The sequence below is a fragment of the Salinicoccus sp. Marseille-QA3875 genome (assembly GCF_054950095.1).
This window is the reverse complement of record NZ_CM143103.1, coordinates 504,543-528,598: the sequence shown is the minus strand read 5'-3', so window position 1 is coordinate 528,598 and position 24,056 is coordinate 504,543. Positions and strand designations below refer to the sequence as shown.

28 protein-coding genes are annotated in these 24,056 nt (G+C 43.6%); 21 read left to right on the top strand and 7 right to left on the bottom strand.

Features of this window, described 5'->3' with window-relative positions; genetic code table 11:
- Window positions 1-20 precede the first annotated feature (20 nt).
- The gene (locus ACY8DT_RS02820) at window positions 21-161 is read left to right on the top strand and encodes a hypothetical protein (RefSeq protein ID WP_462421430.1); all 141 of its coding nucleotides are present in this window, start codon (window positions 21-23) and stop codon (window positions 159-161) included.
- A gap of 53 nt (window positions 162-214) precedes the next feature.
- On the opposite strand, the gene ACY8DT_RS02815 is transcribed toward ACY8DT_RS02820, so the two are convergent.
- Window positions 215-610, bottom strand: coding sequence for a VOC family protein (locus tag ACY8DT_RS02815; protein ID WP_462421429.1), 396 nt, complete (start codon window positions 608-610; stop codon window positions 215-217).
- Between the two features lie 130 nt (window positions 611-740).
- On the opposite strand from ACY8DT_RS02815, the gene ACY8DT_RS02810 reads away from it, so the two are divergent.
- From ACY8DT_RS02810 to ACY8DT_RS02790, 5 genes are all read left to right on the top strand, one after another.
- On the top strand, window positions 741-1,157 hold the full coding sequence (locus ACY8DT_RS02810; protein ID WP_462421428.1) for a hypothetical protein: 417 nt from the start codon (window positions 741-743) through the stop codon (window positions 1,155-1,157).
- A gap of 54 nt (window positions 1,158-1,211) precedes the next feature.
- Window positions 1,212-2,711 carry a pyruvate kinase gene (locus tag ACY8DT_RS02805; RefSeq protein WP_462421427.1) on the top strand — a complete coding sequence of 500 codons (1,500 nt, stop codon included), beginning with the start codon at window positions 1,212-1,214 and terminating at the stop codon, window positions 2,709-2,711.
- 51 nt (window positions 2,712-2,762) lie between these two features.
- Window positions 2,763-3,140 (top strand): hypothetical protein, encoded by a 378-nt coding sequence (locus ACY8DT_RS02800; protein ID WP_462421426.1) that lies wholly within the window; start codon window positions 2,763-2,765, stop codon window positions 3,138-3,140.
- 48 nt (window positions 3,141-3,188) lie between these two features.
- The gene (locus ACY8DT_RS02795; protein WP_462421425.1) at window positions 3,189-4,070 is read left to right on the top strand and encodes a diacylglycerol/lipid kinase family protein; all 882 of its coding nucleotides are present in this window, start codon (window positions 3,189-3,191) and stop codon (window positions 4,068-4,070) included.
- A gap of 93 nt (window positions 4,071-4,163) precedes the next feature.
- Window positions 4,164-5,060, top strand: a complete 897-nt coding sequence (locus tag ACY8DT_RS02790) for a YitT family protein (RefSeq protein ID WP_462421424.1) — start codon at window positions 4,164-4,166, stop codon at window positions 5,058-5,060.
- Between the two features lie 48 nt (window positions 5,061-5,108).
- Here the strand turns inward: ACY8DT_RS02790 and ACY8DT_RS02785 are convergent, their stop codons facing one another.
- Both ACY8DT_RS02785 and ACY8DT_RS02780 read right to left on the bottom strand, forming a co-directional pair.
- Window positions 5,109-5,828: a YczE/YyaS/YitT family protein gene (locus ACY8DT_RS02785; protein WP_462422212.1), complete on the bottom strand. Its 720-nt coding sequence runs from the start codon at window positions 5,826-5,828 to the stop codon at window positions 5,109-5,111.
- Between the two features lie 222 nt (window positions 5,829-6,050).
- Window positions 6,051-6,473, bottom strand: a complete 423-nt coding sequence (locus ACY8DT_RS02780) for a GNAT family N-acetyltransferase (protein WP_462421423.1) — start codon at window positions 6,471-6,473, stop codon at window positions 6,051-6,053.
- Window positions 6,474-6,623: 150 nt separating this feature from the next.
- On the opposite strand from ACY8DT_RS02780, the gene ACY8DT_RS02775 reads away from it, so the two are divergent.
- From ACY8DT_RS02775 to nagB, 7 genes are all read left to right on the top strand, one after another.
- On the top strand, window positions 6,624-7,838 hold the full coding sequence (locus ACY8DT_RS02775; protein ID WP_462421422.1) for a hypothetical protein: 1,215 nt from the start codon (window positions 6,624-6,626) through the stop codon (window positions 7,836-7,838).
- Window positions 7,839-7,845: 7 nt separating this feature from the next.
- Complete coding sequence (locus ACY8DT_RS02770) at window positions 7,846-9,015, top strand: hypothetical protein (protein WP_462421421.1); 1,170 nt, start codon at window positions 7,846-7,848, stop codon at window positions 9,013-9,015.
- Window positions 9,015-9,923 carry an ABC transporter ATP-binding protein gene (locus ACY8DT_RS02765; RefSeq protein ID WP_462421420.1) on the top strand — a complete coding sequence of 303 codons (909 nt, stop codon included), beginning with the start codon at window positions 9,015-9,017 and terminating at the stop codon, window positions 9,921-9,923. Before ACY8DT_RS02770 ends, ACY8DT_RS02765 begins: the two co-directional genes overlap by 1 nt.
- Complete coding sequence (locus ACY8DT_RS02760; RefSeq protein WP_462421419.1) at window positions 9,910-10,653, top strand: hypothetical protein; 744 nt, start codon at window positions 9,910-9,912, stop codon at window positions 10,651-10,653. Before ACY8DT_RS02765 ends, ACY8DT_RS02760 begins: the two co-directional genes overlap by 14 nt.
- A gap of 8 nt (window positions 10,654-10,661) precedes the next feature.
- Window positions 10,662-11,099: an SRPBCC family protein gene (locus ACY8DT_RS02755; RefSeq protein WP_462421418.1), complete on the top strand. Its 438-nt coding sequence runs from the start codon at window positions 10,662-10,664 to the stop codon at window positions 11,097-11,099.
- 116 nt (window positions 11,100-11,215) lie between these two features.
- Complete coding sequence (locus ACY8DT_RS02750; protein ID WP_462421417.1) at window positions 11,216-12,793, top strand: glutathione ABC transporter substrate-binding protein; 1,578 nt, start codon at window positions 11,216-11,218, stop codon at window positions 12,791-12,793.
- 89 nt (window positions 12,794-12,882) lie between these two features.
- Window positions 12,883-13,605 (top strand): glucosamine-6-phosphate deaminase, encoded by a 723-nt coding sequence (gene nagB, locus ACY8DT_RS02745; protein ID WP_462421416.1) that lies wholly within the window; start codon window positions 12,883-12,885, stop codon window positions 13,603-13,605.
- Between the two features lie 227 nt (window positions 13,606-13,832).
- On the opposite strand, the gene ACY8DT_RS02740 is transcribed toward nagB, so the two are convergent.
- Both ACY8DT_RS02740 and ACY8DT_RS02735 read right to left on the bottom strand, forming a co-directional pair.
- Entirely contained in the window at window positions 13,833-15,044 is a 1,212-nt protein-coding gene (locus tag ACY8DT_RS02740) for an ABC transporter permease (protein ID WP_462421415.1), read from the bottom strand.
- Window positions 15,037-15,936: an ABC transporter ATP-binding protein gene (locus ACY8DT_RS02735; protein ID WP_462421414.1), complete on the bottom strand. Its 900-nt coding sequence runs from the start codon at window positions 15,934-15,936 to the stop codon at window positions 15,037-15,039. The genes ACY8DT_RS02740 and ACY8DT_RS02735 overlap by 8 nt, the downstream gene beginning before the upstream one ends.
- Before the next feature lie 90 nt (window positions 15,937-16,026).
- Here ACY8DT_RS02735 and ACY8DT_RS02730 point away from each other — a divergent pair, with 90 nt between their 5' ends.
- From ACY8DT_RS02730 to ACY8DT_RS02705, 6 genes are all read left to right on the top strand, one after another.
- Complete coding sequence (locus ACY8DT_RS02730) at window positions 16,027-17,772, top strand: ABC transporter ATP-binding protein (RefSeq protein WP_462421413.1); 1,746 nt, start codon at window positions 16,027-16,029, stop codon at window positions 17,770-17,772.
- 11 nt (window positions 17,773-17,783) lie between these two features.
- Window positions 17,784-18,347 carry a VanZ family protein gene (locus ACY8DT_RS02725; protein WP_462421412.1) on the top strand — a complete coding sequence of 188 codons (564 nt, stop codon included), beginning with the start codon at window positions 17,784-17,786 and terminating at the stop codon, window positions 18,345-18,347.
- Between the two features lie 21 nt (window positions 18,348-18,368).
- The gene (locus ACY8DT_RS02720) at window positions 18,369-18,758 is read left to right on the top strand and encodes a hypothetical protein (protein ID WP_462421411.1); all 390 of its coding nucleotides are present in this window, start codon (window positions 18,369-18,371) and stop codon (window positions 18,756-18,758) included.
- A gap of 66 nt (window positions 18,759-18,824) precedes the next feature.
- On the top strand, window positions 18,825-19,745 hold the full coding sequence (locus tag ACY8DT_RS02715; protein WP_462421410.1) for a TroA family protein: 921 nt from the start codon (window positions 18,825-18,827) through the stop codon (window positions 19,743-19,745).
- A gap of 66 nt (window positions 19,746-19,811) precedes the next feature.
- Window positions 19,812-20,678 carry a M23 family metallopeptidase gene (locus ACY8DT_RS02710; RefSeq protein ID WP_462421409.1) on the top strand — a complete coding sequence of 289 codons (867 nt, stop codon included), beginning with the start codon at window positions 19,812-19,814 and terminating at the stop codon, window positions 20,676-20,678.
- Window positions 20,675-21,547 carry a DNA-3-methyladenine glycosylase family protein gene (locus tag ACY8DT_RS02705; RefSeq protein WP_462421408.1) on the top strand — a complete coding sequence of 291 codons (873 nt, stop codon included), beginning with the start codon at window positions 20,675-20,677 and terminating at the stop codon, window positions 21,545-21,547. The genes ACY8DT_RS02710 and ACY8DT_RS02705 overlap by 4 nt, the downstream gene beginning before the upstream one ends.
- A 306-nt stretch (window positions 21,548-21,853) precedes the next feature.
- Here ACY8DT_RS02705 and ACY8DT_RS02700 read toward each other — a convergent pair whose 3' ends face one another.
- Complete coding sequence (locus ACY8DT_RS02700) at window positions 21,854-22,075, bottom strand: hypothetical protein (protein ID WP_462421407.1); 222 nt, start codon at window positions 22,073-22,075, stop codon at window positions 21,854-21,856.
- Window positions 22,076-22,180: 105 nt separating this feature from the next.
- On the opposite strand from ACY8DT_RS02700, the gene ACY8DT_RS02695 reads away from it, so the two are divergent.
- Together ACY8DT_RS02695 and ACY8DT_RS02690 are read left to right on the top strand one after the other, a co-directional pair.
- Window positions 22,181-22,486: a thiamine-binding protein gene (locus ACY8DT_RS02695; RefSeq protein WP_462421406.1), complete on the top strand. Its 306-nt coding sequence runs from the start codon at window positions 22,181-22,183 to the stop codon at window positions 22,484-22,486.
- 31 nt (window positions 22,487-22,517) lie between these two features.
- Window positions 22,518-22,835, top strand: coding sequence for a TIGR04104 family putative zinc finger protein (locus tag ACY8DT_RS02690; protein ID WP_462421405.1), 318 nt, complete (start codon window positions 22,518-22,520; stop codon window positions 22,833-22,835).
- Between the two features lie 15 nt (window positions 22,836-22,850).
- On the opposite strand, the gene nagA is transcribed toward ACY8DT_RS02690, so the two are convergent.
- Window positions 22,851-23,999, bottom strand: a complete 1,149-nt coding sequence (nagA, locus tag ACY8DT_RS02685; protein ID WP_462421404.1) for an N-acetylglucosamine-6-phosphate deacetylase — start codon at window positions 23,997-23,999, stop codon at window positions 22,851-22,853.
- Window positions 24,000-24,056: the final 57 nt, after the last annotated feature.

The window sequence follows — 24,056 nt, the reverse complement described above, 5'->3', positions numbered from 1 at the left end:
AAATAAGGAGTGTGGATTGAATGTTCGCATCAGATCGCTATTCAGCAGAATTAAAAATTAAAGAGTATAAGACAATCGCTATGAACAACGCAAAACTTGATAATAAGAAAAAAGCTAAAAAATCTTTCGCAAGCAGACTTGTAAGCATCATCAGCCTGTAATTATAAAGTGATAAAATAAAGCCGTCCCTGAAAAGAAGAGGGGCGGCTTTATTTTATCTGCTGAAATTGAGCTGCCAGGATAATCCGAACTGATCCTGGACATGGGCGAACTGGCGGCCGGGACCGTATTCGTCAAGAGGAACAAGTATCGCCGCATTTCTTTTCAACTTTCTGTAATACAGTTCAATTTCATTCAGATCTCTGCATTCTACATAAAATGACATGCTTGGAGTAAAATTGAATTCTTCAGGCAGGCTGCTGTCGTTCAGCATAATCTGCTGTCCATTGACAGATATGACAGACTGCATTATTTTTCCTGTCAATTCCGGAGTCTCCGGACCGTATTCCTGTAAATATTCCACTTCTAAATCATAGAAGACATCCTTATAGAAATTCAGTGCTTCCATCGCATTGCCGTTAAATGTGAGGAAGGGTAAAAGTGACTTCATGCTATCATTCCAATCTGATTATTTCACCATGCTGCAGTGACATATGATGCGTATTTATATGGTATACTACAAATGAAGTTTATGTAAAATCGTTTGAAGTTTTACGTCATAAATCGTGAAGAATTGGGACATGAAAATGGACAAAATTATAATTTCAGGTGGCATTATAGGAACTATAACCGGATTGCTGCTTTTGCTGATGTTTGCATATATCCAAATTCAGTCAGGCATCCCTTTAATGGATTTGTTGTTGAATGTGGATTTTATATATTCCGGACCGTTGAATACTTTGACTGAGATCGGTCTTCATCTGATCGTTTCGATTATCATCGGGATTTTATTAAAAGCGGTCTATGTATACAGGCAGTCGTGGTATATATTTGTGACGGTCGTCATCTTCCTTATTACGGTTGCGTTGTATTTCATATTACAGGCAATCGGGCACAGCGTGATAATATTTGAAAACAGAATAGGGCTGACCCTATGGACAATATTTCACATCGGTTATTTTCAGTTAATCTACTACATGTATAAAATCGGCTATTGATTACCTGCTCAATTTTGAGCGGGTATTTTTGAAATTTTAAATGGAGGCTAGATTATGCAGGACAGGGCAATGAAAGTGTTGGATGAAATATTACAGGTGAGAGCAGATGTTATGGAAGATGGGGAGAAACTCTATAATTCCTGGCTCAAATATGACATTCGAAAACCATATCAGAACAGTGCACAGAACTTGGCAAACTACATGGCGTTCAGACAGAAAGATATGAGGCATCTTCAGGAGGAGCTGATCCCCTGGGGTGTGTCATCACTCGGGCGTCTGGAAGCCGATGTGATGGGTACTTTGAATGCAGTGAGTAAAACATTGAGCCTGGTCGCAGGAAGTGAACTGGAAGATGAAACAATCGATTACCGTTCATTGAGCACATTTGAAAACCGTTATAATCTGCTTAATAAACATACAGATGAAATATTTGGTGCAGGCAGTGACGAGCGCAACACTCACATATTGGTGACGATGCCGTCAGAAGCGGCTTCAGATAAAGAGATGGTCAAAAATCTGATGGAAGCGGGTATGGACATGGCACGCATCAACTGTGCCCATGATGATGAGAGTGCGTGGCGAAAAATGATCGACAACATTAAAGAGGCATCAAAAGAGAGCGGACGAAACTGTCAGATACTGATGGATATAAGCGGACCGAAGATACGCATCAAGAACTTACTCACATCCAAACGGAATCCCAAATTAATGGTGGGAGAAAAATTCCTGCTCTCCAACCAGGAAGCGATGACATTATCGAACGGCATCGAAATCGCCATCAATACGACAGTGCCTGAAGTTCTGACCAATGTGGACAAAGGACAGCTCGTTAAACTCGATGACGGGCACATTGAAGCGGAAGTCGTTGAAATCAGGGATGACGGACTCGTTTGTGAAACTGTGAAAACCGTTAAAGAGAACGGCGTCAAAGTGAAAACGGAGAAGGGGATCAACTTCCCTGATCTTGATATCAGACTTTCAGTGCTGACGGAAAAAGACTATAGAGATTTAAAATTTGCAGCTGCACATGCAGATGTCATCGCTTTTTCATTTATAAAATCAGCCGAAGATATTGAAACGATTGAAGATGCACTCGAGAAAGAACTGACTGAAGATAAAGCGGGACTTCCTGTTGTCGCCAAGATTGAGACAGCAGAAGCGATTGATAATATACCTGAAATCATCGCAAACGGCAGTGCGAAAAGACCGTTCGGCGTCATGGTGGCACGCGGAGATCTGGCTGTGGAAATCGGTTACGAAAGACTGAGTGAAATACAAGAAGAGATGCTTTGGATATGTGAAGCGGCACATGTACCGGTGATATGGGCGACACAAGTTCTGGAATCACTTGTCAAAAGCGGCATACCGACACGTTCAGAAATCTCGGATGTTGTTGCGGGCTCAAGAGCAGAGTGCATCATGCTGAACAAGGGTGACTATATTGTGAGCGGTGTTAACGCCGTAGATGATATTTTAAAGAAATTTGAAGACCACCATCATAAGAAAACCTCTATGCTGCGGGCACTGAATATAGCAGAACAGCAGTTTAAATAGTATTCAGACACGGTCCTGGACAGGACTGTGTCTTTTTTAAGGGATTTGCGTGTGTGCTGCGAGCAAGTCGGCCCGAAAATGGGATATGCTCGGAATCCGCTGCCTGGAAACGAGCAAGTCGGCCCGAAAATGGGAGATGCTCGGAATCGGCTGCCTGAAAACGAGCAAGTCGGCCTGAAAATGAGATATGCTCGGAATCCGTTGCCTGAAAACGAGCAAGTCAGCCTGAAAATGGAAGATGCTCGGAATCGGCTGCCTGGAAACGAGCAAGTCATCCCGAAAATGGGAGATGCTCGGAATCGGCTGCCTGGAAACGAGCAAGTCATCCCGAAAATGGGAGATGCTCGGAATCGGCTGCCTGAAAACGAGCAAGTCGGCGAATCTGACCATTCTAATCGACTTCTTGTTATTTTCCATACATACCTGTGAGATTTGGTAGATATTTATTATAAAAGCAGTTACGAGAGGAGGGATAACATGAAGAAAGCTCTGGTGATTATCAATAAAAAAGCCGGACAGCGTAAAAATGGTTCAATTGAAGAACAGCTGATCCATAGACTGAATGGCGAAAATTATGAAGTGATGATTAAACATACACCGGAAAGTGGTGCAGTGAATATCACACGTCAATATGCCCGCGAACAAGATATTTTGATAATTGCCGGGGGAGACGGCACGATCGGTGAAGTGATTGAAGGTTTGAATCTGGAAAATCTGCAAATACCGATAGCAGTTATTCCCACCGGTACTGTCAATGACGTTGCACGTGTTCATGGCATCCCTCTGAAGACCTCGAATGCGATTGCGGAGCTGAATACAGAAAAGACAATTTCAGCAGATATGATAAAGTTTAATGAGACATATGCGAGTTATTTAGTGGCATTCGGTTCATTCATGACAGCGTTTGCGAAAGTCGATTCAGGCATAAAAAGTAAGATGGGGCGGTTTGCGTACCTCCTGGCCGGGGTCAATATGCTGCTCAATCTAAAAAAATACAAGGTGAGGATTAAAACGGATGGCGTGGAATTTGAAAATTCTTCAGTCTTAACATTGGTATCTACAGTGCCTTCTGTCGGCAGCTTGACCCGCCTGATAAAAAACGCAAAGCCGGATGACGGCCTTCTGCATATCATCAACATCGAACCGGTCAATCTTGTTGAAGCATTAAATATTATATTTCTGGCTGTGGCCGGCAAAATTTCGCATCACCCTAAAGTGACCTATTTAACATCAAAAAAGGCGGAGGTCACTGCAATCGGCTTGAAAGATATGAATGTTGACGGCGATCTTCATGATTATACTGATGCGGAATTGTCAGTCATGGAAAGTGGAATCACTTTACTTGATCAAAGCAATTAGTAAGAATAATTAAACTTATACTTACTGTGTTGAAATATTATACTAAAGACTATATGCTATACCGGTGATTACTAATAATGAGGAGGCATATCGATGAAGATCAGAAAGAAACTCAGGAAGACGAATTTTGAAAAAAGGAAGATTTCTTTGAATCCAAAGATTACGATGCAGACTTTAATTAACTTCGTGACAATTATTGTGGGTTCATTTTTATTTGCAATAGGGGTCAACTCGTTCATGATTGCCGGCAATCTTGGTGAGGGCGGCTTCATCGGTATTTCCATCATCCTCTACTATGCATTCGGAATCTCGACAGCAGCGAGTAACCTGGTGCTCAACTTCTTCATATTGATTGTCGGGTTTAAATTTTTAGGAAAACGCGCGATGTACTATACGATACTTACGATTCCGATGACCTCGCTGATGTTATGGATCACTGAAGACTGGCAGGTCCAATCAGGCGAAATTCTGGTCAATACCGTGTTTGGCGGCCTGTTCATCGGGCTCGGGATCGGACTGATCATCCGCATCGGTGCGACAACGGCAGGAACAACGATTTTAGCACGCATGGCGAATAAATTTTTTGATGTCAACGTCTCTTATGCACTGCTGTTCTTCGACGTCATCGTCGTGACCATCGGTGTGCTGACGGTGCTGACACTCGAACAGGGGCTTCTGACAATCATCGCGCTGTATGTTGCAACTAAAGTGATGGACTTCATCATAGAGGGTATGAACCCGAAGAAGGCGATCACGATCATTTCCGAGAAACCGGAAGTGCTGGGTAAAATGATCAACACGGAAATCAGACGCGGTGTAACGATCATGGATGGCAGAGGATTTTATTCCAAAAGGGATAAAGATATTCTATATGTCGTCATCAATAAATCACAGCTGACAAGGTTGAAACGACTGATCAAGAGATATGATGAGAATGCATTTGTCGTCGTCCACGATGTGAACAGTGTGCTCGGGAATTATTTTATATAATATGGAAAAAGGCAGGCTCACGTTCAGCCTGTCTTTTTTACGTTTAATCTACTTATCACTTCCGTCTTCAAATAATTTTTGTTCGATCAGGTCTTTTTTAGCAATTTCATCCTGATCTTTGTTGATCCATTCGATTAAGTATTTCTGATAATGCTTCATCAGCCATCCGACGATTTTACCGACAAAATATGCAGCAGCCAGTGTACCGACACCGATTGATCCAAGTGATCGGATGAAAATGATGCTGATTAGTCCTGCGATGATGATATTCAGCATATCACTGGTGATTTTAGCCTTACTGAACTGCATGTTGAACCTTTCACTGATGACATGGGTCAATTCATCATATGGCATCAAGGGGAATTTCGCATTGAAGTAAGCGAGCAGGCCGAGTGAAATGACAAACAGGCTGATGATCAAAAATATCCATCGCATCATCATCGTTTCAGCCGCGGGTAAGAGCTGTACGAGGAATAAAGTCAAATCCATAAAAAAACCAAAAAAGAATGTAATCAATAATTGAACAGATGCTTCTCTTAAATTGAATTTTCTGCTTAAAATAATCTGAATGATAATGAATAGTATATTGGCGATTATCGTCGTCAGTCCGATGGACAGACCGAAAGATAATGTAAATGCATAGGCCAATGAGGAAACAGGTGAGACACCGAGGTTCGCTTCTATTGAAAAACTGACACCAAGCGAGAGCACAAATAAGCCAAGAACATACAAGAAAATTCGCTTAGCGGTCATATTTACATGTTTGATAGTCATTCTCCTTCTGCTTAAAACAATATGTATGTAATTTTATCATGGAAGCAGATATGTTGGATTTTTTTTGCTTTGAAGCTGTGTGGTTCAATCTCAGTAGAGGCTGTGATATTCCGAGGTCATCCGGAGTGCAGATGGCTTGAGTTCTATCTCTAATTTAACGGCATCTATGTAACCCCCGCTCTCCTGTTCCGGGTAATGGCAACAGGTGAGCAGGGTTTATTTCTTACTTCTTCGAAATACATGAAAATCGTCCAAAGAAATGATTTGTTCAAAGCCTTTATGATGAAACCAGTTGATGGTGAAGGATTTAGTCACTTTTTTGCCGGAAATGACGTAGATGTCTTCTACATCCTCTGCTTCCTGTATATATAAATCCAACATTTTGGAAGCGATACCTCTGGAAACGTAATCATCATGAATCAGGAAATTATTAACGTATTGGGTGAATGTATGATCACCTGAGGAGCGGAGAATACCGATCAGTCTGCCATCATCCCATGCAGTGACGACATAATCTGAATTTTTAATAGCATGATGCAGATCATCATAACGGTTTTCATATTTTTTAATTCTTTTAGGTTCAAAAAACTCTATTAAAGATTCTTTAGATATAGATTTATCCGTCGATAATTGAATCATCGCAATCTCCTCCCAGTAATACTATCTTAATGTAATCGTTCGAAAAATGAAAGAAGTAATTGTATTTTCAGAAAACGTTTTCTATAATTGAGTTGATATGTGTAATTTTGATTGAAAATTGAAAATTTATATTTACTTTGGGGGATGCTGATGTTTTTAGCAATATTTAAGGAGACTGCGAAAAAGATTGTACGCAATAAAAAGAACAGGCTGATGTTGATTTTGTCTGTAATTGGCATTGTTCTTTACTCAGGCCTGGCAGTTTCCAATAATGAAAATATCCTGACCGTCGACAAATATCAGATTGAACTTGAAACATATGCTGAATATGGTCAGAAGGAATCACGTCTGGGTGCAGGGGATATCGCGGTCAATTCTTTTACAGGTGTGGATACATACTCTTTGGCCAAACGGAATTATGAAATGAATTATTCTTTTTTGAAATCGATCAATGAAGGGGATATTAACCGGCTTGTCGATCTGCAGACATCTCAGACGCCGTCATTTCTGATGGAGAATGTCACTGAATATCTTGATGATAAATATGCCGGGGATTTTCAGATGAAAGAATTTGAACGGGTGGCGATGTTTCAGCAGATGACCGCACTTGGTGAACTGGACAGTGTGAATACTCATATTTACAACAATAAAAGTGCGTTCCAACAGCTGCATTCATTTTTTACAGGATTCGGTCCTTTGATCATTTTATTTCTTACTATATTTGTCGCAAGTGAAATTTTGACCGACGACAGAAAGCACAGGACGATAAAGTCCGGCCAGCCGCTGGGCTTCAGAAAATACATATTTTATCAGTCGGTCACGGTGTTTTTGATCATGACAGCTGTGACAGCTGCTCTGGTTACATTATTCATATTGGTGACGGGATTATTGTACGGTTTTGGTCCGCTCTCTCTGGATGTGACGCAATACGCTTATCAGGATGGATACCGCGGAGAGGAAACGAACTTCTTTGATATTCCTTTAAGCACATTTTTAATTCAGTCAGGTGTGCTGACAGTGATCTTAATCTATTTATTCATCCGCATAAACGCAGTGCTCTCACTCGTATTCAGGCATGACATCGTTGTCATGATCATCGGATTTTTACTGGTGGCGTTCAACAGAATATATTCAGGGGGCAGCGAAGATACGTTACTGGGACTGCCTGCTCATATATTTCCACAGAACTATTTCGAGTTTGGCACTATTTTGAACGGTGTGCAGAACTACTTGACGATGTCGGCTCAATTTACGTTTATGAACGGATTGATCGTACTTGCAGTAACGATTCTCGTCATAGAAATCATTTCATATGTAATCATCTTCTGGATGGACCGTCAGAAATTTGAAAGGGCGGTGGGATGATGTGCGTATGTTTAAATGGGATTTATTGAAAATATTGAGGGACTGGAAAGTACGTATCCTTCTCATCGCACTGTTTTTATTTATAGCGAGCTTCTCGACGCTTTATCAAAATCGTTCGATAGAACTGCCGCTCGAAGAGACGCGTGAACAGTATGATCAGACATTCGGGATCTTCAATGTCATACCGGATGAGGATTTCGAGACGGAAACAGGACAGGAAATTTATGACAAGCTTGCCGAACAGCAGGAAATACTCGGAAATCAGCGTTACATATTGAATCAGAAAGAAGGCAACACAGTCGATGGGCTGGAGGATATTGTCGCAGACTATGTCGAGCAGGGCATTACCATGACCGAAAATCAGCTGTCATTTTATGAGGCGGATGATTTTAATTCGCAGGAACTGCTGCTCAGTTTCGTACCGCCTGAAGAAGAGCTGGAGGATGATCTGCAGTTTTTGAATTATCTTAAGGAAGAAAACGTGGATATCGATTGGAACCCGATGTCGCCGTCGCTTGTTCTGTTCAATCTGGTGAATCTGATTTCCGGTGTCGTAACATTTATTATTGCAGCGATACTGGGGGCCGACCGATTTTCAAGAGACCAGGAACATCACTGGAGTATTACGCAGGGGATACCGCTGTCCTGGGGTGCACAGTGGCGGATAAGGACGCTTATTTCCTGGATGCTGATATGGCTTGCAGTCATAGCGGGAGTCTTTATTTCCTACTGGATCAATACATTATCCAGCGATTCGGGATCAATCCGTTATCCTGTATCCATACTCGGCGGGGATAATGCGGAGTACATCAGCATACTGGAATATTCACTGCTGGTCATCCTGCTCTCAATGATACTGAGCTATATCATCGTCAAACTGTCCACGGGGCTGAGCTTCGTATTCAGAAACATCTATCTGACGATCACTCTGGTCATAGCAGTATTTTATATACCGGTCATACTGCTTCAGTTTCCGGCCATGGCGGAATGGAATCCGCTGACGTATTTGCAGATTCAGCCGCTCATCAGCGGAGAGTATGCGATTTCGGAAAATATCAGTGTGCCGAGAATCATAATAAACTTCATCATCTTATATATCATTTTGGAAATCATCTTCCATTTCATATTCAAATTGATACCGACACGGACAGGCAAGCTTGAAAGGAGGAAAAATTAATGGCACTTGATGTCAGAAATTTAACGATCAAATATGGCGACCATACTGTTTTGGACGAAGTGAACTTTAATATCGAAGACGAGTCCATCATTGGCCTGGTTGCACCGAACGGGACGGGAAAGACGACGCTTTTCAATGCGATCATCCGTTTCATCCCGATCCACGAGGGCAGTATTACGATAGACGGCAGGGAATATAAGAATACTTCTGAAGATATTAAGGCACTGCATAAAATTGTGACATTTTTCCCGGATCAGGCTGAGCTCTATGAAGATTTCAACGGTTATGAGCATATCGAAATGTATCGTGATATCTGGAATAAAGATAAAAAGAGCATAGATGACATCATCACCCGTCTGAATATGGACAGTTATGTGAAAAACAAAGTGAAGACATATTCACTCGGCATGAGACAGAGGTTGTGCTTTGCGATGATGATCGCAGCGGACACGAAAGTGATGTTCATGGATGAAATCATGAACGGGCTGGATCCGGTGAATGTCGAGCTTGTCAGCAATATCCTTAAGGAAATAAAGGAGGAAGGCAAGATCATCATTGTGGCAAGCCACTTACTTGATAACCTGGATGAATATGCGGATGAGATCTTCTTTTTGAATCAGAAGGACGTTTATTATACTTATAATCGTGAAAAGGAAACCGATGAATACATCAAGGGATTCATTCATAAAGAAGAATTGAAGGACCTTGGTGCACTGCCGGAAGGGACGGTCTACCTGAACAACGACCGTATCTGCATCCCGACTTCAGGACTGGACAGGGAAACTGTCAATGAAATGATCAATATACTCCGTGATTTAAGCAGTCGTTCCGTCAGTCTCGGACCGCTCGGTACGAATGAGCATTATCTGCGCATTTACAAAGGGGAGCAGTCCTATGAGACGAATTAGTATACTGGTCATGGCATTATTTCTCTCAGGGTGCGGGTTTTCAGGCATCATGCCTGAGAAATATGACGGCGAAGCTTTGGAAGTCGATGAAGCGGCAGCCGGACTGTATAAGAATGACAATAAACTTCTAAACGAAGGTATGGAAGACCGGTTCCATTTTCTGAATACGACCGTAGAAAGAACCGCTGAAAGCACTGGAGAGGCGATAATGATTTCCTCCGGCAGTTATGACATCGGTGAAGACATCGAAGAGGGCAGATATGAAATCGGCCGGGGGGATACGAGTGCGGGAGCGTTGGTCACGTATGACTCAGAGGGGATACGTATCGTTGAAATAGCCATGGGCTATTTCACAGAACAGATTACCCTTGATCTGACGGAAGGCATGCAGCTTGATTATAAATCGAGGGATGCTGAAATCGAGCTCGTCCCCTCTGAAGAGGGGGTGATGAATGCCGTTGGCAATGAGCAGTTTATCATCCCGGCAGGCATTCATGAAGTCGGGAGACATCTGGAGTCCGGGGAATATACGCTTGTCATGGATCATCTGCCTGTGCAGCGTGCTGATGGTGAGAAGGACGTTTACGTCAATTATTCATCGACATCATCTTATCTCGTTAATGAACCCCTGCTCGAAGAAGAAACGATGGACATTGAGGAATTGCTTGTCACTTTAAATGAAGGTGATATGATTATTACAGAGTATCCGATAACAATTAAGAAAGAGTGAGTGCAGTAATGGAAATTTATAATTACCAAAAAGAAAATGTCGAAGCAACACCTGAAAGAGTATTTGAATTTGTAAACGATGATGCCAAACTGCAGGAAATCTTCAGCATACTGGATGATATTGAATATAATACAACTGAAAAAAGGAACGAAGGCACTAAATTCCGTACAACTTTGAATGTCAAAGGGAAAACATACCGTTTCCGCAGTGAAATCATTGAGTATCAGTCAGACAGAAGAATCACTGTCCGCTCAAGACTGAAGCAGGGAGATGTGGTGACACAGTTCACTGTCGTTCCGAATAATGGCGGTGTGGACATTTCAGTCCGTTCAGAACTCCGCAACAGTAAGATGGGAGCAAAAGTTCTGGTGACAACGATGAAGCCGGTTGTAAATATCGTCATGAACCGCGAGCTGAATAAACTTATCGATCATATGGAAAAATGATACCGGAAAAACAAGTCATAATAATGGCTTGTTTTTTCATTTTAACAAAAATAATGAATAATCTTCTTTATTCCTAGTCAATTACTATGTATAATATCATTGTGAGGAGGATATTTATGAAAATATTACATATTTTGTTATTTGGAATGTTGATGCTGCTGGCAGCCTGTGCAGATGACAGCGACGTTGAGGAATCGACTGAAGAGGGTACGGCAACTGAGGGAACAACCGACGAAGAGATCACTTTCAGTCTGCAGGCATTGCCGAGTTCGCTCGATCCGCATGCAGCGAATGACGGCTATTCCGTATATGTCATGACGAACATATACGAGACACTTGTAAAACTGAATCAAGACCTCGAACTGGAACCCGGTCTTGCGGAGTCTTACGAACAGATTGAGGACACGACTTGGGAATTTACTTTGAGGGAAGGTGTGACGTTCCATGACGGCAGTGAATTCAATGCCGAAGTCGTCAAGGCCAACCTGGACCGTGTCCGGGACGAGGAAGTCGGCGCGCCTTTAGAATTTTTATTCACAGAGATTTCAGAAGTGGAAATCATCGATGACTACACTGTTGAAATACATACGAATGAACCATTTGCGGCGCTGCCTGCACATCTTGCACACCCGGGCGGACATATGATCAGTAAAGAAGTCATCGATGCTGATTATGCTCAGATGGAAGAGGGCGGCGATCCGTTGACAGAAGTTCACAAAAAACCGCTAGGTACAGGGTTCTTCAAATTTGAAGAAGTCGTTGAAGGAGACCACGTTACATTGATCAGAAATGATGACTACTGGGGAGAGGCGGCAAGCCCGTCCGAGGTGACCTTCAAGGCGGTACCGGAAGATGCGACGAGAATCGCTGAATTATCGACAGGTGATGCAGACTTGATCTACCCGGTAAATCCGAGTGATGTTGAACAGATTGACGGCACGGACGGGACATATGTGGAACAGAATGAAAGCTCGAATATGACTTATATGGGCTTCAATACTGAAGTTGAACCATTTGATGATGCCGATGTCAGACGTGCGATTGCGATGGCGATCAACAAAGAAGATATCATCAATGAAATGCTTGAAGGGATACCGGAAGTGGCGACAACACCGTTGAACCCGACGGTGAACGGTTACAGTGATAATATCGATCCGGTCGAGTATGATGTTGAAGCAGCAAAGGAATTACTCGAGGAAGCGGGATATGGTGACGGTTTCTCTGCTGAAATTCTTGTCAGGGACAGGACGACTGCTGATATTGCGACGTTTATCCAGGGTGAGCTTGAAGAATTGAACATCGAGCTGGAAATCAATCAGATGGAGTCCGGCGCTTATCAGGAATATACTGCGGACGGCAACCACGATATATTCATGGGCGCCTGGGGAACTGTAACGCTGGATGCAGACTACGGTCTATATCCGATGTTCCATTCTGAGAATATCGGTGCCCCGGGTAACAGAACACGCTATGTGAACGAAGAAGTGGATACGCTGCTGGACGATGCACGTACAGAAACCGACGAAGAAGCAAGAAAGCAGCTGTATGAAGATGCCCAGCAGATTATTGTAGACGAAGCACCGCTCGTACCCATTTATCATTCTGTGCTGCTGGCAGGTCTTCAGGAAGATTTGACAGGCTATTATCAGTATCCGAGCAGCTTTCCTTACTTGAAAGATTTGACCAGAGAATAAAAAGATTCAAAACATGAAAATTTTTATGGTTGTCTATTCAACTTATTGGTATAGTAATAATATAGAAAAAGATTGAATGGAGGTTTACCATGGAAGTCGTTAAAGCTGAAGATTATGATGGTATGAGCAAAAAAGCAGCAGAATTTATTTATGAAGCAATTGAAAAAAAACCAGACATCACTCTCGGTCTGGCAACAGGTTCAACACCACAAAAAATGTATCGATACTTGGCGGAAATGCTGAATGAAAATAATATAGATCTATCGAAAGTGCATACAGTGAATCTGGATGAATATGTTGGACTCGATGAAGACAACAGTCAGAGTTATCACTATTTCATGCTTGAGGAATTTTTCAATAAAGTGGATATACCTTTGGAGAATACACATATACCGGATGGAAAGAGTGAAGATCTGGAAGCGGAAGTGGAAAATTACGAGAAGATAATCGAAGACCTCGGCGGCATCGATCTCCAGTTGCTCGGCGTCGGCCGCAACGGGCATATCGGCTTTAATGAGCCAGGTACTCCATTCGACAGCAGAACCCAGGTCGTCGAACTCACTGATGTGACAATCAAAGACAACTCAAGGTTCTTCGAAAAGATTGAAGATGTGCCGACACGGGCGCTGTCCATGGGGCTTGAGACGATCATGGATGCCAAATCCATCCTCTTCCTCGCTTCAGGCGAAGTGAAACGGGATGCGGTGAACGCACTGATTGACGGCGAAATCACAGAAGAAATCCCGGTAACAATTTTGCAGAAGCATCCAGATCTTACAGTGATGCTCGACAAAGACGTTCTGGGCGAATAAAGATCAATTACTTATGAAGAACGCAGACTCAATATGAGACTGCGTTCTTTTTTCTGTTTGTGGAGGTGTATCGCCTCTCTCCCGACATCGTTTTAGCGCCATGTCGGAATATCGCCTGTCTGCCGTGCCTTCTTTATCTTGCCATGGACCGAGAGTCCGATGCGGCTGGGAATCCAGTCAAACAAAAAGGGCAAAACCTAAAATGCGGGTTCTGCCCTGATCAAAAGCTATTCGCCTTTATTGAATTTCTTGATATTTTTTATTATTCCTTTATCCGTTGATAATATACTGCCTTTATAAATTCTTGCGGCAAAGTAGACGGAAATGATGATGGTCACAATAATGATTATTATGCCGATAATTACAGTCATATGTGATGTTTCCGAATCCAGCACTCTGAGCGGCATGACAAATGGTGTGAAGAATGGGAAGTAACTTGTAATTCGGACGAGTAGGCTTTCAGGATTGAATAAGTTGAACATCCCAAGATACATGCCGCCGATTGACATCAATGTAATCGGCAGGAGTGCCTGCTGCAGGTCTTCCATCCGGCTGACGAATGAACCGAGCAAAGCAGATACTGATAAATACAAGACCAGTCCGAGTAATAAAAAGACCAGGCTGTAAATGATCATCGGCAGGGTGCGGTCGTTTGCCTCCAGGCCGAATTCTGAAATGATTGCGCCGATATCCACAAGATAAATGACCGCAATAATCGTTACGATGAAGAAAAATAACTGGGTCAGACTGACGCATATAATCGCCAGTATTTTCGCAAACAGATGATTGACCGGCGATACGCTTGAAACGATCATCTCAATCACCCGCGATGATTTCTCCATTGCAATTTCTGTTCCGATCTGGCTGGCGTAGTTGATGACGACGAAAAACATTACAAAAACAGTGATATAGAAAATGACGATGTTCAAGTAATTCGGTTCTTCCATTTCCATCGCTCCGCCTGAGGCCTCTTCGGCAGCCGTTTCTGCAGTCTGGAAATCAACATCGATTTCGGCAGCCATCAAATCGGCTTCTTCTTCAGTCAGATTCAGTGAGTTGACAACCATGGACCGGTTGACTGAATCGAGTGCCGTCTCAATTTCCGCCTGCTGCGAAGTGCTGATTTCACTGTCACTTTCAACCGTTGCAACGATCGGGACAGTATCTTCCACTGTCAGTAAAATATCGCCGTCACTGTCTGTGACGCTGATATCCTCACTGATTCCAGTCATGACTGCCGTAAACTGTTCGGTAAATTCTTCGGATGCTTCGAGTTCGACTGTACTGATTTCTTCTGATGAGTCGAATAAACTCATTATCCTGTCGAAATTTCCTGCAAGCACGATCAGCAGCATGACGATGATTGTCGTGATGATAAATGATTTCGCTCTGACTTTTGATAAATAAGTATGCCAAAAAGTAGTCATGAATTTATTCATATTGGCGACCCACCTTCGCAATGAAGATATCGTTCAGTGAAGGTTCATTCACCTGGAAACGTTTGAAGTAGCCGATCTTGATGATTTCATTATAAATATCTTCGGCATATTTCTCTTCTGCAATTTTAATGACGTTTTTATTTCTCTTCCTGGTCATCTCCAGAACACCCGGAAAATCATTTAAAAATGAAATGTCATGTCTGCCCTCGATGATCAGTTCTTTCTGGCCGAAGTCGGATTTGATATCATCAATGTTGCCGCTGACGACCTGCTGGCCTTTGTTTAAAATGCATAATTCTTCGCACAGCTCTTCAACATGATCCATGCGGTGCGTACTGAACAGGATGGTGGCACCGTTCTGATTCAAATTTTTAACGGCTTTTTTCAATATTTCCACATTGACGGGGTCGAGGCCGCTGAACGGTTCATCAAGGATGATGAGCTCCGGTTCGTGGATGATGGAGGCGATCAGCTGAATTTTCTGCTGATTACCTTTGGATAATTTTTCGATTTTCTTCTGTTTGTTTTCGGGCACTTCAAATTCTTCCAGCCAGAAATCCAGCTGCTTGTCGATGTCCGCCTTTTTCATGCCTTTGAGCTTTGCCAAATATTGAATCTGCTCATCGACCTGCAGTTTCGGGTGCAGACCACGTTCTTCCGGCAGATAGCCGATCTTATCGGTCATAGAATAATCAATTTTTTTATCATTATATGTAATATCTCCGGCAGTCGGTGCGAGCAGACCCAGAAGCATTCTGAAAGTCGTCGTCTTTCCGGCGCCGTTGCCGCCGAGAAAACCGTACATGCTGCTGCTTGGTACTTCAATATTTATGTCATCTACAGCTGTGAATTCATTAAACTTTTTTGTTAGATTTGACAGTACGAGACTCATTTTTATTCCCCCTTGGTAGAAATTAGTTTATCATATTAGGGTATGCTCTAAACAGTCATAACGAAAATATAGATGATAGAGGAATTTATTATGGAAAATAAAGAAAACACGGCTTCTTTCAAAGATTTTATGGAGCTGCTGAATCAGACAAAAGTAAATAAAGGCATGTTCATTGCCGGCATCGTGCTGTCATTTTTCGGCATGATCGGCTCTCTGATCGTGCCGCTTTTGACACAATCCTTTATCGACGGTTTCAATACGGAGATGTTCACCGCAGGTATCGCAGTCGCCATCATCGCACTGTTTCTCGTCAGTGCGGTTCTGGATGGCTTCGCATATTATATACTGGCCAAAGTCGGGCAGACGATCATCATGCGTCTCCGTGAACTCGTATGGGATAAGTTTTTAAAGCTGCCGGTGAAGTATTACGATGCTACGAAGAGCGGAGAGTCCGTCAGCCGTCTGGTCAATGACACGGCAATCATCAAAAATCTGATTACATCACATTTCCCTCAGGTGATCAACGGCACTCTGTCGATTGTCGGTGCGGTCATCATCTTATTCATACTGGACTGGAGAATGTCACTCATCATGTTCGTCGCGGTACCGATTTCGATCGTCATCATTCTGCCGCTGGGCCGCCGCATGGGCAAAATTTCTAAAAAGCTGCAGGATGAGACTGCTGCGTTTACGGGGACATCCCAGGAAACATTGAGTGAAATACGTCTGATGAAATCGTTCAACGGTGAGGAGTATGAACGGAAGACCGGACAAAAAGGCATCAATGTGCTGTATGGATACGGCATGAAAGAAGCGGTCATCAATGCGCTTCTTTCACCGGTCATGTCCACTGTGATGATGTTTGTCATCATTCTGATCATCGCTTACGGCGGACTGCGTGTAGCGGACGGCACGATGACGATCGGTACGATGGTCGCATTTTTACTGTATCTGTTCCAGATCATCATGCCGATGACGATGTTTGCGATGTTCTTTACCGAGCTGAATAAAGCGCTCGGTGCCACTGAAAGGATCATTACAATTCTGGATATGGAGGATGAACCGGACGCGGGCACGTTAAGTGAAGATGGTGTGAACTTCAACAGCCTCGAGTTTGAAAATGTAAGTTTTGGCTATATTGAAGATACGCCGGTTCTGCAGAATATTTCATTCATGGCAAAACCGAATCAGAAGGTCGCCTTTGTAGGGCCGAGCGGCAGCGGCAAGTCGACAATATTTTCACTGATTGAAAGATATTATGAAATCGATGCGGGCAGGATATTGATTGACGGCCACGATATAACCGATATCCCGTTGTACAGCTTACGGAAAAATATCGGCTATGTGGCCCAGGAAAGTGCGATCGTGTCCGGGACGATCCGGGATAATATCACCTACGGTCTGAACGAAGGCGAGTATACAGAAGAGAGCATCAAGCGTGCCATCGAAAGTTCCTATGCATCAGAGTTCATAGATGAGCTGGACTCGGGGCTGGACACACAGGTCGGTGAGAGAGGCATCAAGCTGTCCGGCGGTCAGCGTCAGAGAATCGGCATTGCGAGGGCATTTCTAAAAGACCCTGAAATACTGATGCTGGACGAAGCGACCGCGAGCCTCGATTCCCGCTCTGAACGGTTCGTGCAGGAAGCGCTGGATGAACTGATGGAAGGGCGTACGGTTCTGGTCATTGCCCACCGTCTCAGCACAATCATCAATTCAGACAATATATTCTTCATTGAAAATGGACATTTGACCGGCAGCGGCACCCACACAGATCTGATGGACACCCATTCAATGTATAAAACATTTACAGATCAGCAATTCACTCAGGATTAGAGGTAATTATTTTGATAGAACTTTATCATGCATTCGCACCGGTCATACCGATTTTCATACTCTTGATGGTCCTCATTGTCATCGTGTTTTTATTCCTGAATAAATTGGGAAACAATGAGGCGCGCAATTTTAAACGTAAAATGACTTTGATGATATATATCGGTTTTACAGTAACGATTGTCGGTATGATCCTCGTGACATTGATGCCGACCGACTACCCAAACCAACTGACCCAGCTCGTCCCTTTTGCAAGTATTGTTGAAACCATGCAGTATGCGACGCCGAGAGCCATTGTTAATTCTCTGGTCATGAATATCATTTTATTCATACCTTTCGGTTTCTTTGTCTATATATTGACCCGCAGACCTTTATTGACGACAGCTCTCGTCACACTGATGTCAATATCGATCGAGGTTTTGCAGTATGTGCTGCCGATCGGGCGGATATCCAATATCGATGACGTCATTTTAAACACTGTCGGCGGAATTATAGGAATGTTGGCAGGAGTACTTGTTTTAAAGTTACAGATTGTTTATAATATTCTCACAACGGGAAAAGGCAGAACAAATAAGTAAAACAAAAAGGGGTTGTGCAATATGTATAAAAGTTTAAAAGATGTTGCACTCTTAGAAAATGAGTGGATCGGACCGGCCTTGATCGGGGCGGTTGAATTTGAAAGCGACGGTCAGTATATTTTCCAGGGGGCACTGGTACCGACGACAGAAAGATTATTTGTAAACCTGGAGAGAAGTGACAGAGAAATCACGCGTCACGTGATAGATTATACAGATGTAAGCATCGTCACTGTAGAGCGGAGAGCGATATCAGGCAAGGTTTTAAATCTTTGGATCAACAACAGAATTGAAGTTTCCATGAATGTAACTTCAGAAAAAGATTTGAAAAAGTTTTTGGAGTTCTATAGAAAACACAGGGCACGCGCTTTAAAGTTTGATAAGATGCGTTTTGAAAAAACATATCAAATATAAAAAGACCGGTTATCAACCGGTCTTTTTATTGTATAATGGAGGAGATATTTTTTAGGAGTAATGGATATGAAAATTAAAGGTTTACTGATGCTTGTCCTTGTAATGTTTTTGACCGGCTGCAGCAATTTCAGGGAAATCAGCGTGTCTGAAGATGGAGAAGACCGGCGTATAAAAATTGATAATACCGGCGAAGTAGAAATTCCCGCAAACCCTGAACGTCTGGTTCTGCTCAGACCGGTGGACGTCCTGAACGCCCATCTGCTGGACGGCAATGTTTCTGCCGTAACAGACAGGGTGGAAGGAAACACTTTTGTAAATGAACATCTCGAGGACGTGGAATTCATAGAATACGAAGATTTTGAAGGGGTCAGAAATGCAGAACCTGATGTTATCGTCACAAGCAGCCAGGATCCTTACAGCACAGCATATCAGGAATTAGCCCCGACACTGCCGTTGAACTACAGCGGCGAGCTGCTGAGTACATACGGTGACCGGATCTATCTCATACAGCTGAACAAGATGGGTGTCATTTTGGGAGAACAGGAAAAAGCGGCTGCACTTGCCGATGCCTGGATGGAAAGGATGACAGAGCACCGGCGGGAACTTTCATTCGATCCTGCCGCTTTTGAAGCGGCAGTGCTTGTTGAAGGAGAAGATGGTTTTTATTTATATAATGAGTATTCCGCCTACGGCACAGAAGTGATGTACGATGTGTTGAATTTCAACATGGCTGAAGATGTGCTGGATGCCATAGGCGAAGTGCCTTTCAAACAGTTTGAGGTGGCTGAGCTTGAAGGCATCGGGACGGATTATGTTCTGGTGAATAAACAGCCGGACACTGATGCGGACGAGCTGCGCGCGGAGTTGTCCGAGACTTTGAATGTGGAGAGTGAGCGTATATTGGTCGTTCCTGCAGATGATTTCATAACGAATGATCTGATCTCGCTTGAAGGGCAGACAAACATCATATTGGAACAGCTTGAGTAAAGTGGATGCCGTGACGGGTCCGCTTTTTTTATGTATGATAAAACTATTAAGGACGGTGATATGATAATGAAACAGAATATATATCCTGAAGAATTCGGATACCATTTCTCATTTAAAAACTTTGACGAGATTTACAGGCAGACGATTTCTGCATTTAAAAAGCAGATGAGTATGGATGATTTCGTAGAGGCAGCTGCGGATTTTGAAGAGGGTACTGAAAAGTTCAATTTAAAGCATCAGTCGCAGCTGGAGCCCGGAGTGAAGCGGTATTGCTGGGTGGATGATAAGACCGGGCGGATGATTGTGACTGCATTTAACAATGAAGGTGAAATCATCGGTGTCCAATTTGATATTTATGAGAAATTCAAGACGGACAGGGAGCTGACGATCAACAGATATCAACTGCCGTTTACGGATGAATGGTTCGTTCTGTGGGGCGGCACGAACAATTTTGTGAATTATCATTATCCGCATAGACATCAGCGTTATGCGTATGATTTCATCCGGAAAATAGCCGGTAAGGCGCACGACGGGGAACCGGAATCATTAAAATCATATTATGCTTTCAGCAGTCCTGTCGCAGCACCACGTGCCGGAACAGTGGTCAGAATATTGGACGGCATCCCGGACAATGAACCGCTTCAGATGAATCTTGATGCGCCGGAAGGCAATGCAATCATCATCGAACATGATAACAATGAGTACTCACTGCTTGCCCACCTCAGAAACAATTCCATCCTGGTTGAAGTGGGGGATACGGTGGACACAGGTGAAATGATTGCCCAGTGCGGCAACAGCGGCGCTTCTGATATGCCGCATCTGCATTTTCATGTGATGAATGATATAGAACCGCATGAAGCTGACTCCGTCAGAATTCAATTCGCATCCGGCCGCGAACCGGTGCAGGGAGATACCGTGAGAGGCAGAAAATGATGGAAATAAAAGCCAACGGGCCATATCGTTTTGATGAGACACTTGATTATATGAAGAAGCAGGACGACTGTCTATATAAAATTATAGATGATGAAATCTATAAAGCAGAGTGGTTCCGTGGTAATAAAGTGCTGATGAAGCTGAGTGCGTCTGCCGGCGGCGGAGTGAATGTCGAAACACTTGTAAATGACGGTGTGAGTTCGGATGAGATTAAGCACTACTGTGAAGAGTGGCTGGATCTTGATTATGACTTGAATGGATTCTATCAATTTGCGAAAGGTGATAAACGCCTGAGCGGCCTCATTAATCGTCATTATGGATATCGAATGGTCGGAAAAGTCGATATTGCCGACGCTTTCCTGTGGTCGATACTCGGCCAGCAGATTACGATGAGCTTTGCATACGTTTTGAAAAGAAGAGTGATTGAATATTGCGGGCATTTTATTGAATACAAGGGTGAGAAGTTTTATCTGATGCCGGAGGCGGGAGAAATTGCTGCGATTGACAGTGAAGTGTTGAGGGGAATGCAGATTTCCACACGAAAGACCGAATACATCAAAGGCGTACTCGGAAGTGTCGAATCCGGCGAGTTGTCGAAAACATATTTAGAGACATTTGATGATTACGATGAAGTCTTCAGGCACCTGACGTCGTTCCGCGGAATCGGACCGTGGAGCGCCAACACCGTCTTGATGCGTGCGTTGAAATTCAGAAACGCCGTACCCATCGGAGACGCCGGCATAAAAAATGCAATCAGAATCGTCGACGGGATGGATGCGGCCCCGTCAAAAGAATATATCAATGAAATTACTGACCAGTGGGGCCGGTTCGGCATGTACGGCACGCTGTATATGTGGGGCGGGCTTTGAGGTTAATGAGTCGTCCCGGGGCGCGGGATGCGTCACAAGGCGTTTAATGCGTCATCCCGGGAGACGGGATGCGTCACAAGACGTTTAATGCGTCGTCCCGAGGCGCGGGATGCAGCACAAGATGTTTAATGCGTCATCCCGGGAGACGGGATGCGTCACAAGACGTTTAATGCGTCGTCCCGAGGCGCGGGATGCAGCACAAGATGTTTAATGCGTCATCCCGGGAAGCGGGATGCGCCGCAAGACGTTTAATGAGTCGTCCCGGGGCGCGGGAAGAGTCGCAGATCCCCGCCATTCCGATGGTTTTTATTTCCCCTGATCATCCTTATCACCATCTTTACCTTTCCCGCCTTGTGGTATTTCCCGTCTGAAAGCGACGATCAGACTGACGACGACGATGATGACGAGTCCGATCATCAACGGGATTCTGAATTGTTCGGGGATACTGTCGTGCAGGAAATAATAAATTGCGACTGCTGCGATGAATGTGAGTAGGAAATTGAGCCATTTATAAGCTTTGGTGTCCATAAAGTCCTCCAATATAATTTTTATCCACTATGATTATTAGTCATCTATTTTTAATAATGTTATCATAAAAGTAAGTCATTTAATTATCAATTAGGAGGATTTATCATGAATTATATTATGAGCGTTCAATTGCTTCCCCAGCATCCAAGTCAAAGTAAATCTTACTCATATATTGACAGCTCGATCGATATTATTGAAAACAGCGGTTTGACCCATTTCGTCGGTCCGATGGAAACGACAATTGAAGGTAATATTGATGAATTGTTGAACCTGGTGAAAAAACTGAACAGTCATCTTAATGAAGAGGGCTGTGACAGCGTCATCACCAACATCAAATTGGTTCAATCAAATGAAAAAGTCGCAATCAAAGATATTCTAAAAGACTATTATGAGTTTGACGAAGAGGAATAAAACCTATATGAACATGTAGCGGGGTGGAAGTGTGGCAAAATGTCCGATGTGTGCTCATCAGTGGACGTATAAACAAAAATTGCTGGGATATGCTTTAAAGCCGAGGACGCGGATAAAGTGTCCGGACTGTAAGGAATATATAGAACCTGCCACCACCTCGATCATCTTCGATTATTTGGCGGTCATCGTGCTGGCGGCGCTCGTCTTCATCGTCGTCCCGTTCATGCATTTACCGGTGAATACTTCGGTGCTCATCACTGGTATACTGATCGTTTTATATATATTCCTGTTTATACCACTGACGATCAAATTTAAAAAATATGATTATAATATGAAAACACCCGGGTGACGGGTGTTTTTATTTTTAAAGATTTTTGTAATAAACTTCGCCTTTGACTATCGTCATCGTGAGTGATTTGTCTTCATCATATATAACCAGATCTGCAGGATGGCCTTCTTTGATCAATCCTCTGGTATCAAGCATACCGAGTGATTTGAATGCATTATAGGAAGTCATTTTCACAATATCCGTCCAGCCGCAATCCGTAAATTCAAACATGTTTTTAACAGCCTGTTCCATCGTCAGCACACTGCCTGCCAAAGCACCGCTCTTGAGCCGGGCCTCGTTGCCTGTGACATGGACGATCTGGCCGCCGAGGTCATATTCGCCGTCCGGGAGTCCCTGGGCGCGCATGGCGTCGGTGATCATGATCATTCTTGAAGAAGTGATATTATCATATGCCAACCGTACCATTTCAGGTTTGGAATGCACCCCGTCAGCGATGATTTCTACGTAAGAATCACCTAAAAAACTGTAGCCGACGACGCCGGGTTCCCTGTGATGCAGCCCGCGCATTCCGTTATACAGATGGGTGACGTGTTTGAGGCCATGGCTGTAAGCCTCCTCCAGCTGCTGATAGGTCGCATCGGTATGCCCGGCGGACGGGATGATATTCAAATCATTCAGCGCAGAAAGAAATTCTTGATTGGTGTCTTCTTCCGGTGCATAGGTGATCAGACGGATCCGGTGATTCGATAACTCCTGAAGCTGACGGACTTCGTCCGTATCCGGCGGCAGGATGAATTCCGGGTCCTGGGCGCCCGGATGTTTTTTAGAAATAAAAGGTCCTTCCTGATGAATGCCGAGCATTTCTGCGCCGCCGCGGTATTCATAATCGTGTAAATTTTCAAGGGAAGCCCTTATATTTTCAAATGTGGATGTCATCGTCGTCGCGAGGAAAGACGTCGTTCCGGTTGACGGCAGGTGACTGCTGATGTTTTCTATGAAATTTTCATCCGCATCCATTGCGTCCACGCCGTTTGCGCCGTGAATATGAATTTCAAAGGCCCCGGGGAGAAGGAGTTGACCGCCGCCGTTGATGACTTTATCCGCTGCCGGAATTTCAGACATATATCCGACAGAAGAAATCTTTTCCCCCTCGATCAGCAGCCAGCTGTTTTTAAACTCGGCCTCATGTGTAACGAGTGTCACATTTTCTATCAGTAAAGACATTACAGACTCCTTTTGAAATAAAATTCACAAAATAAATTTTAGGAAATGAAATATGTG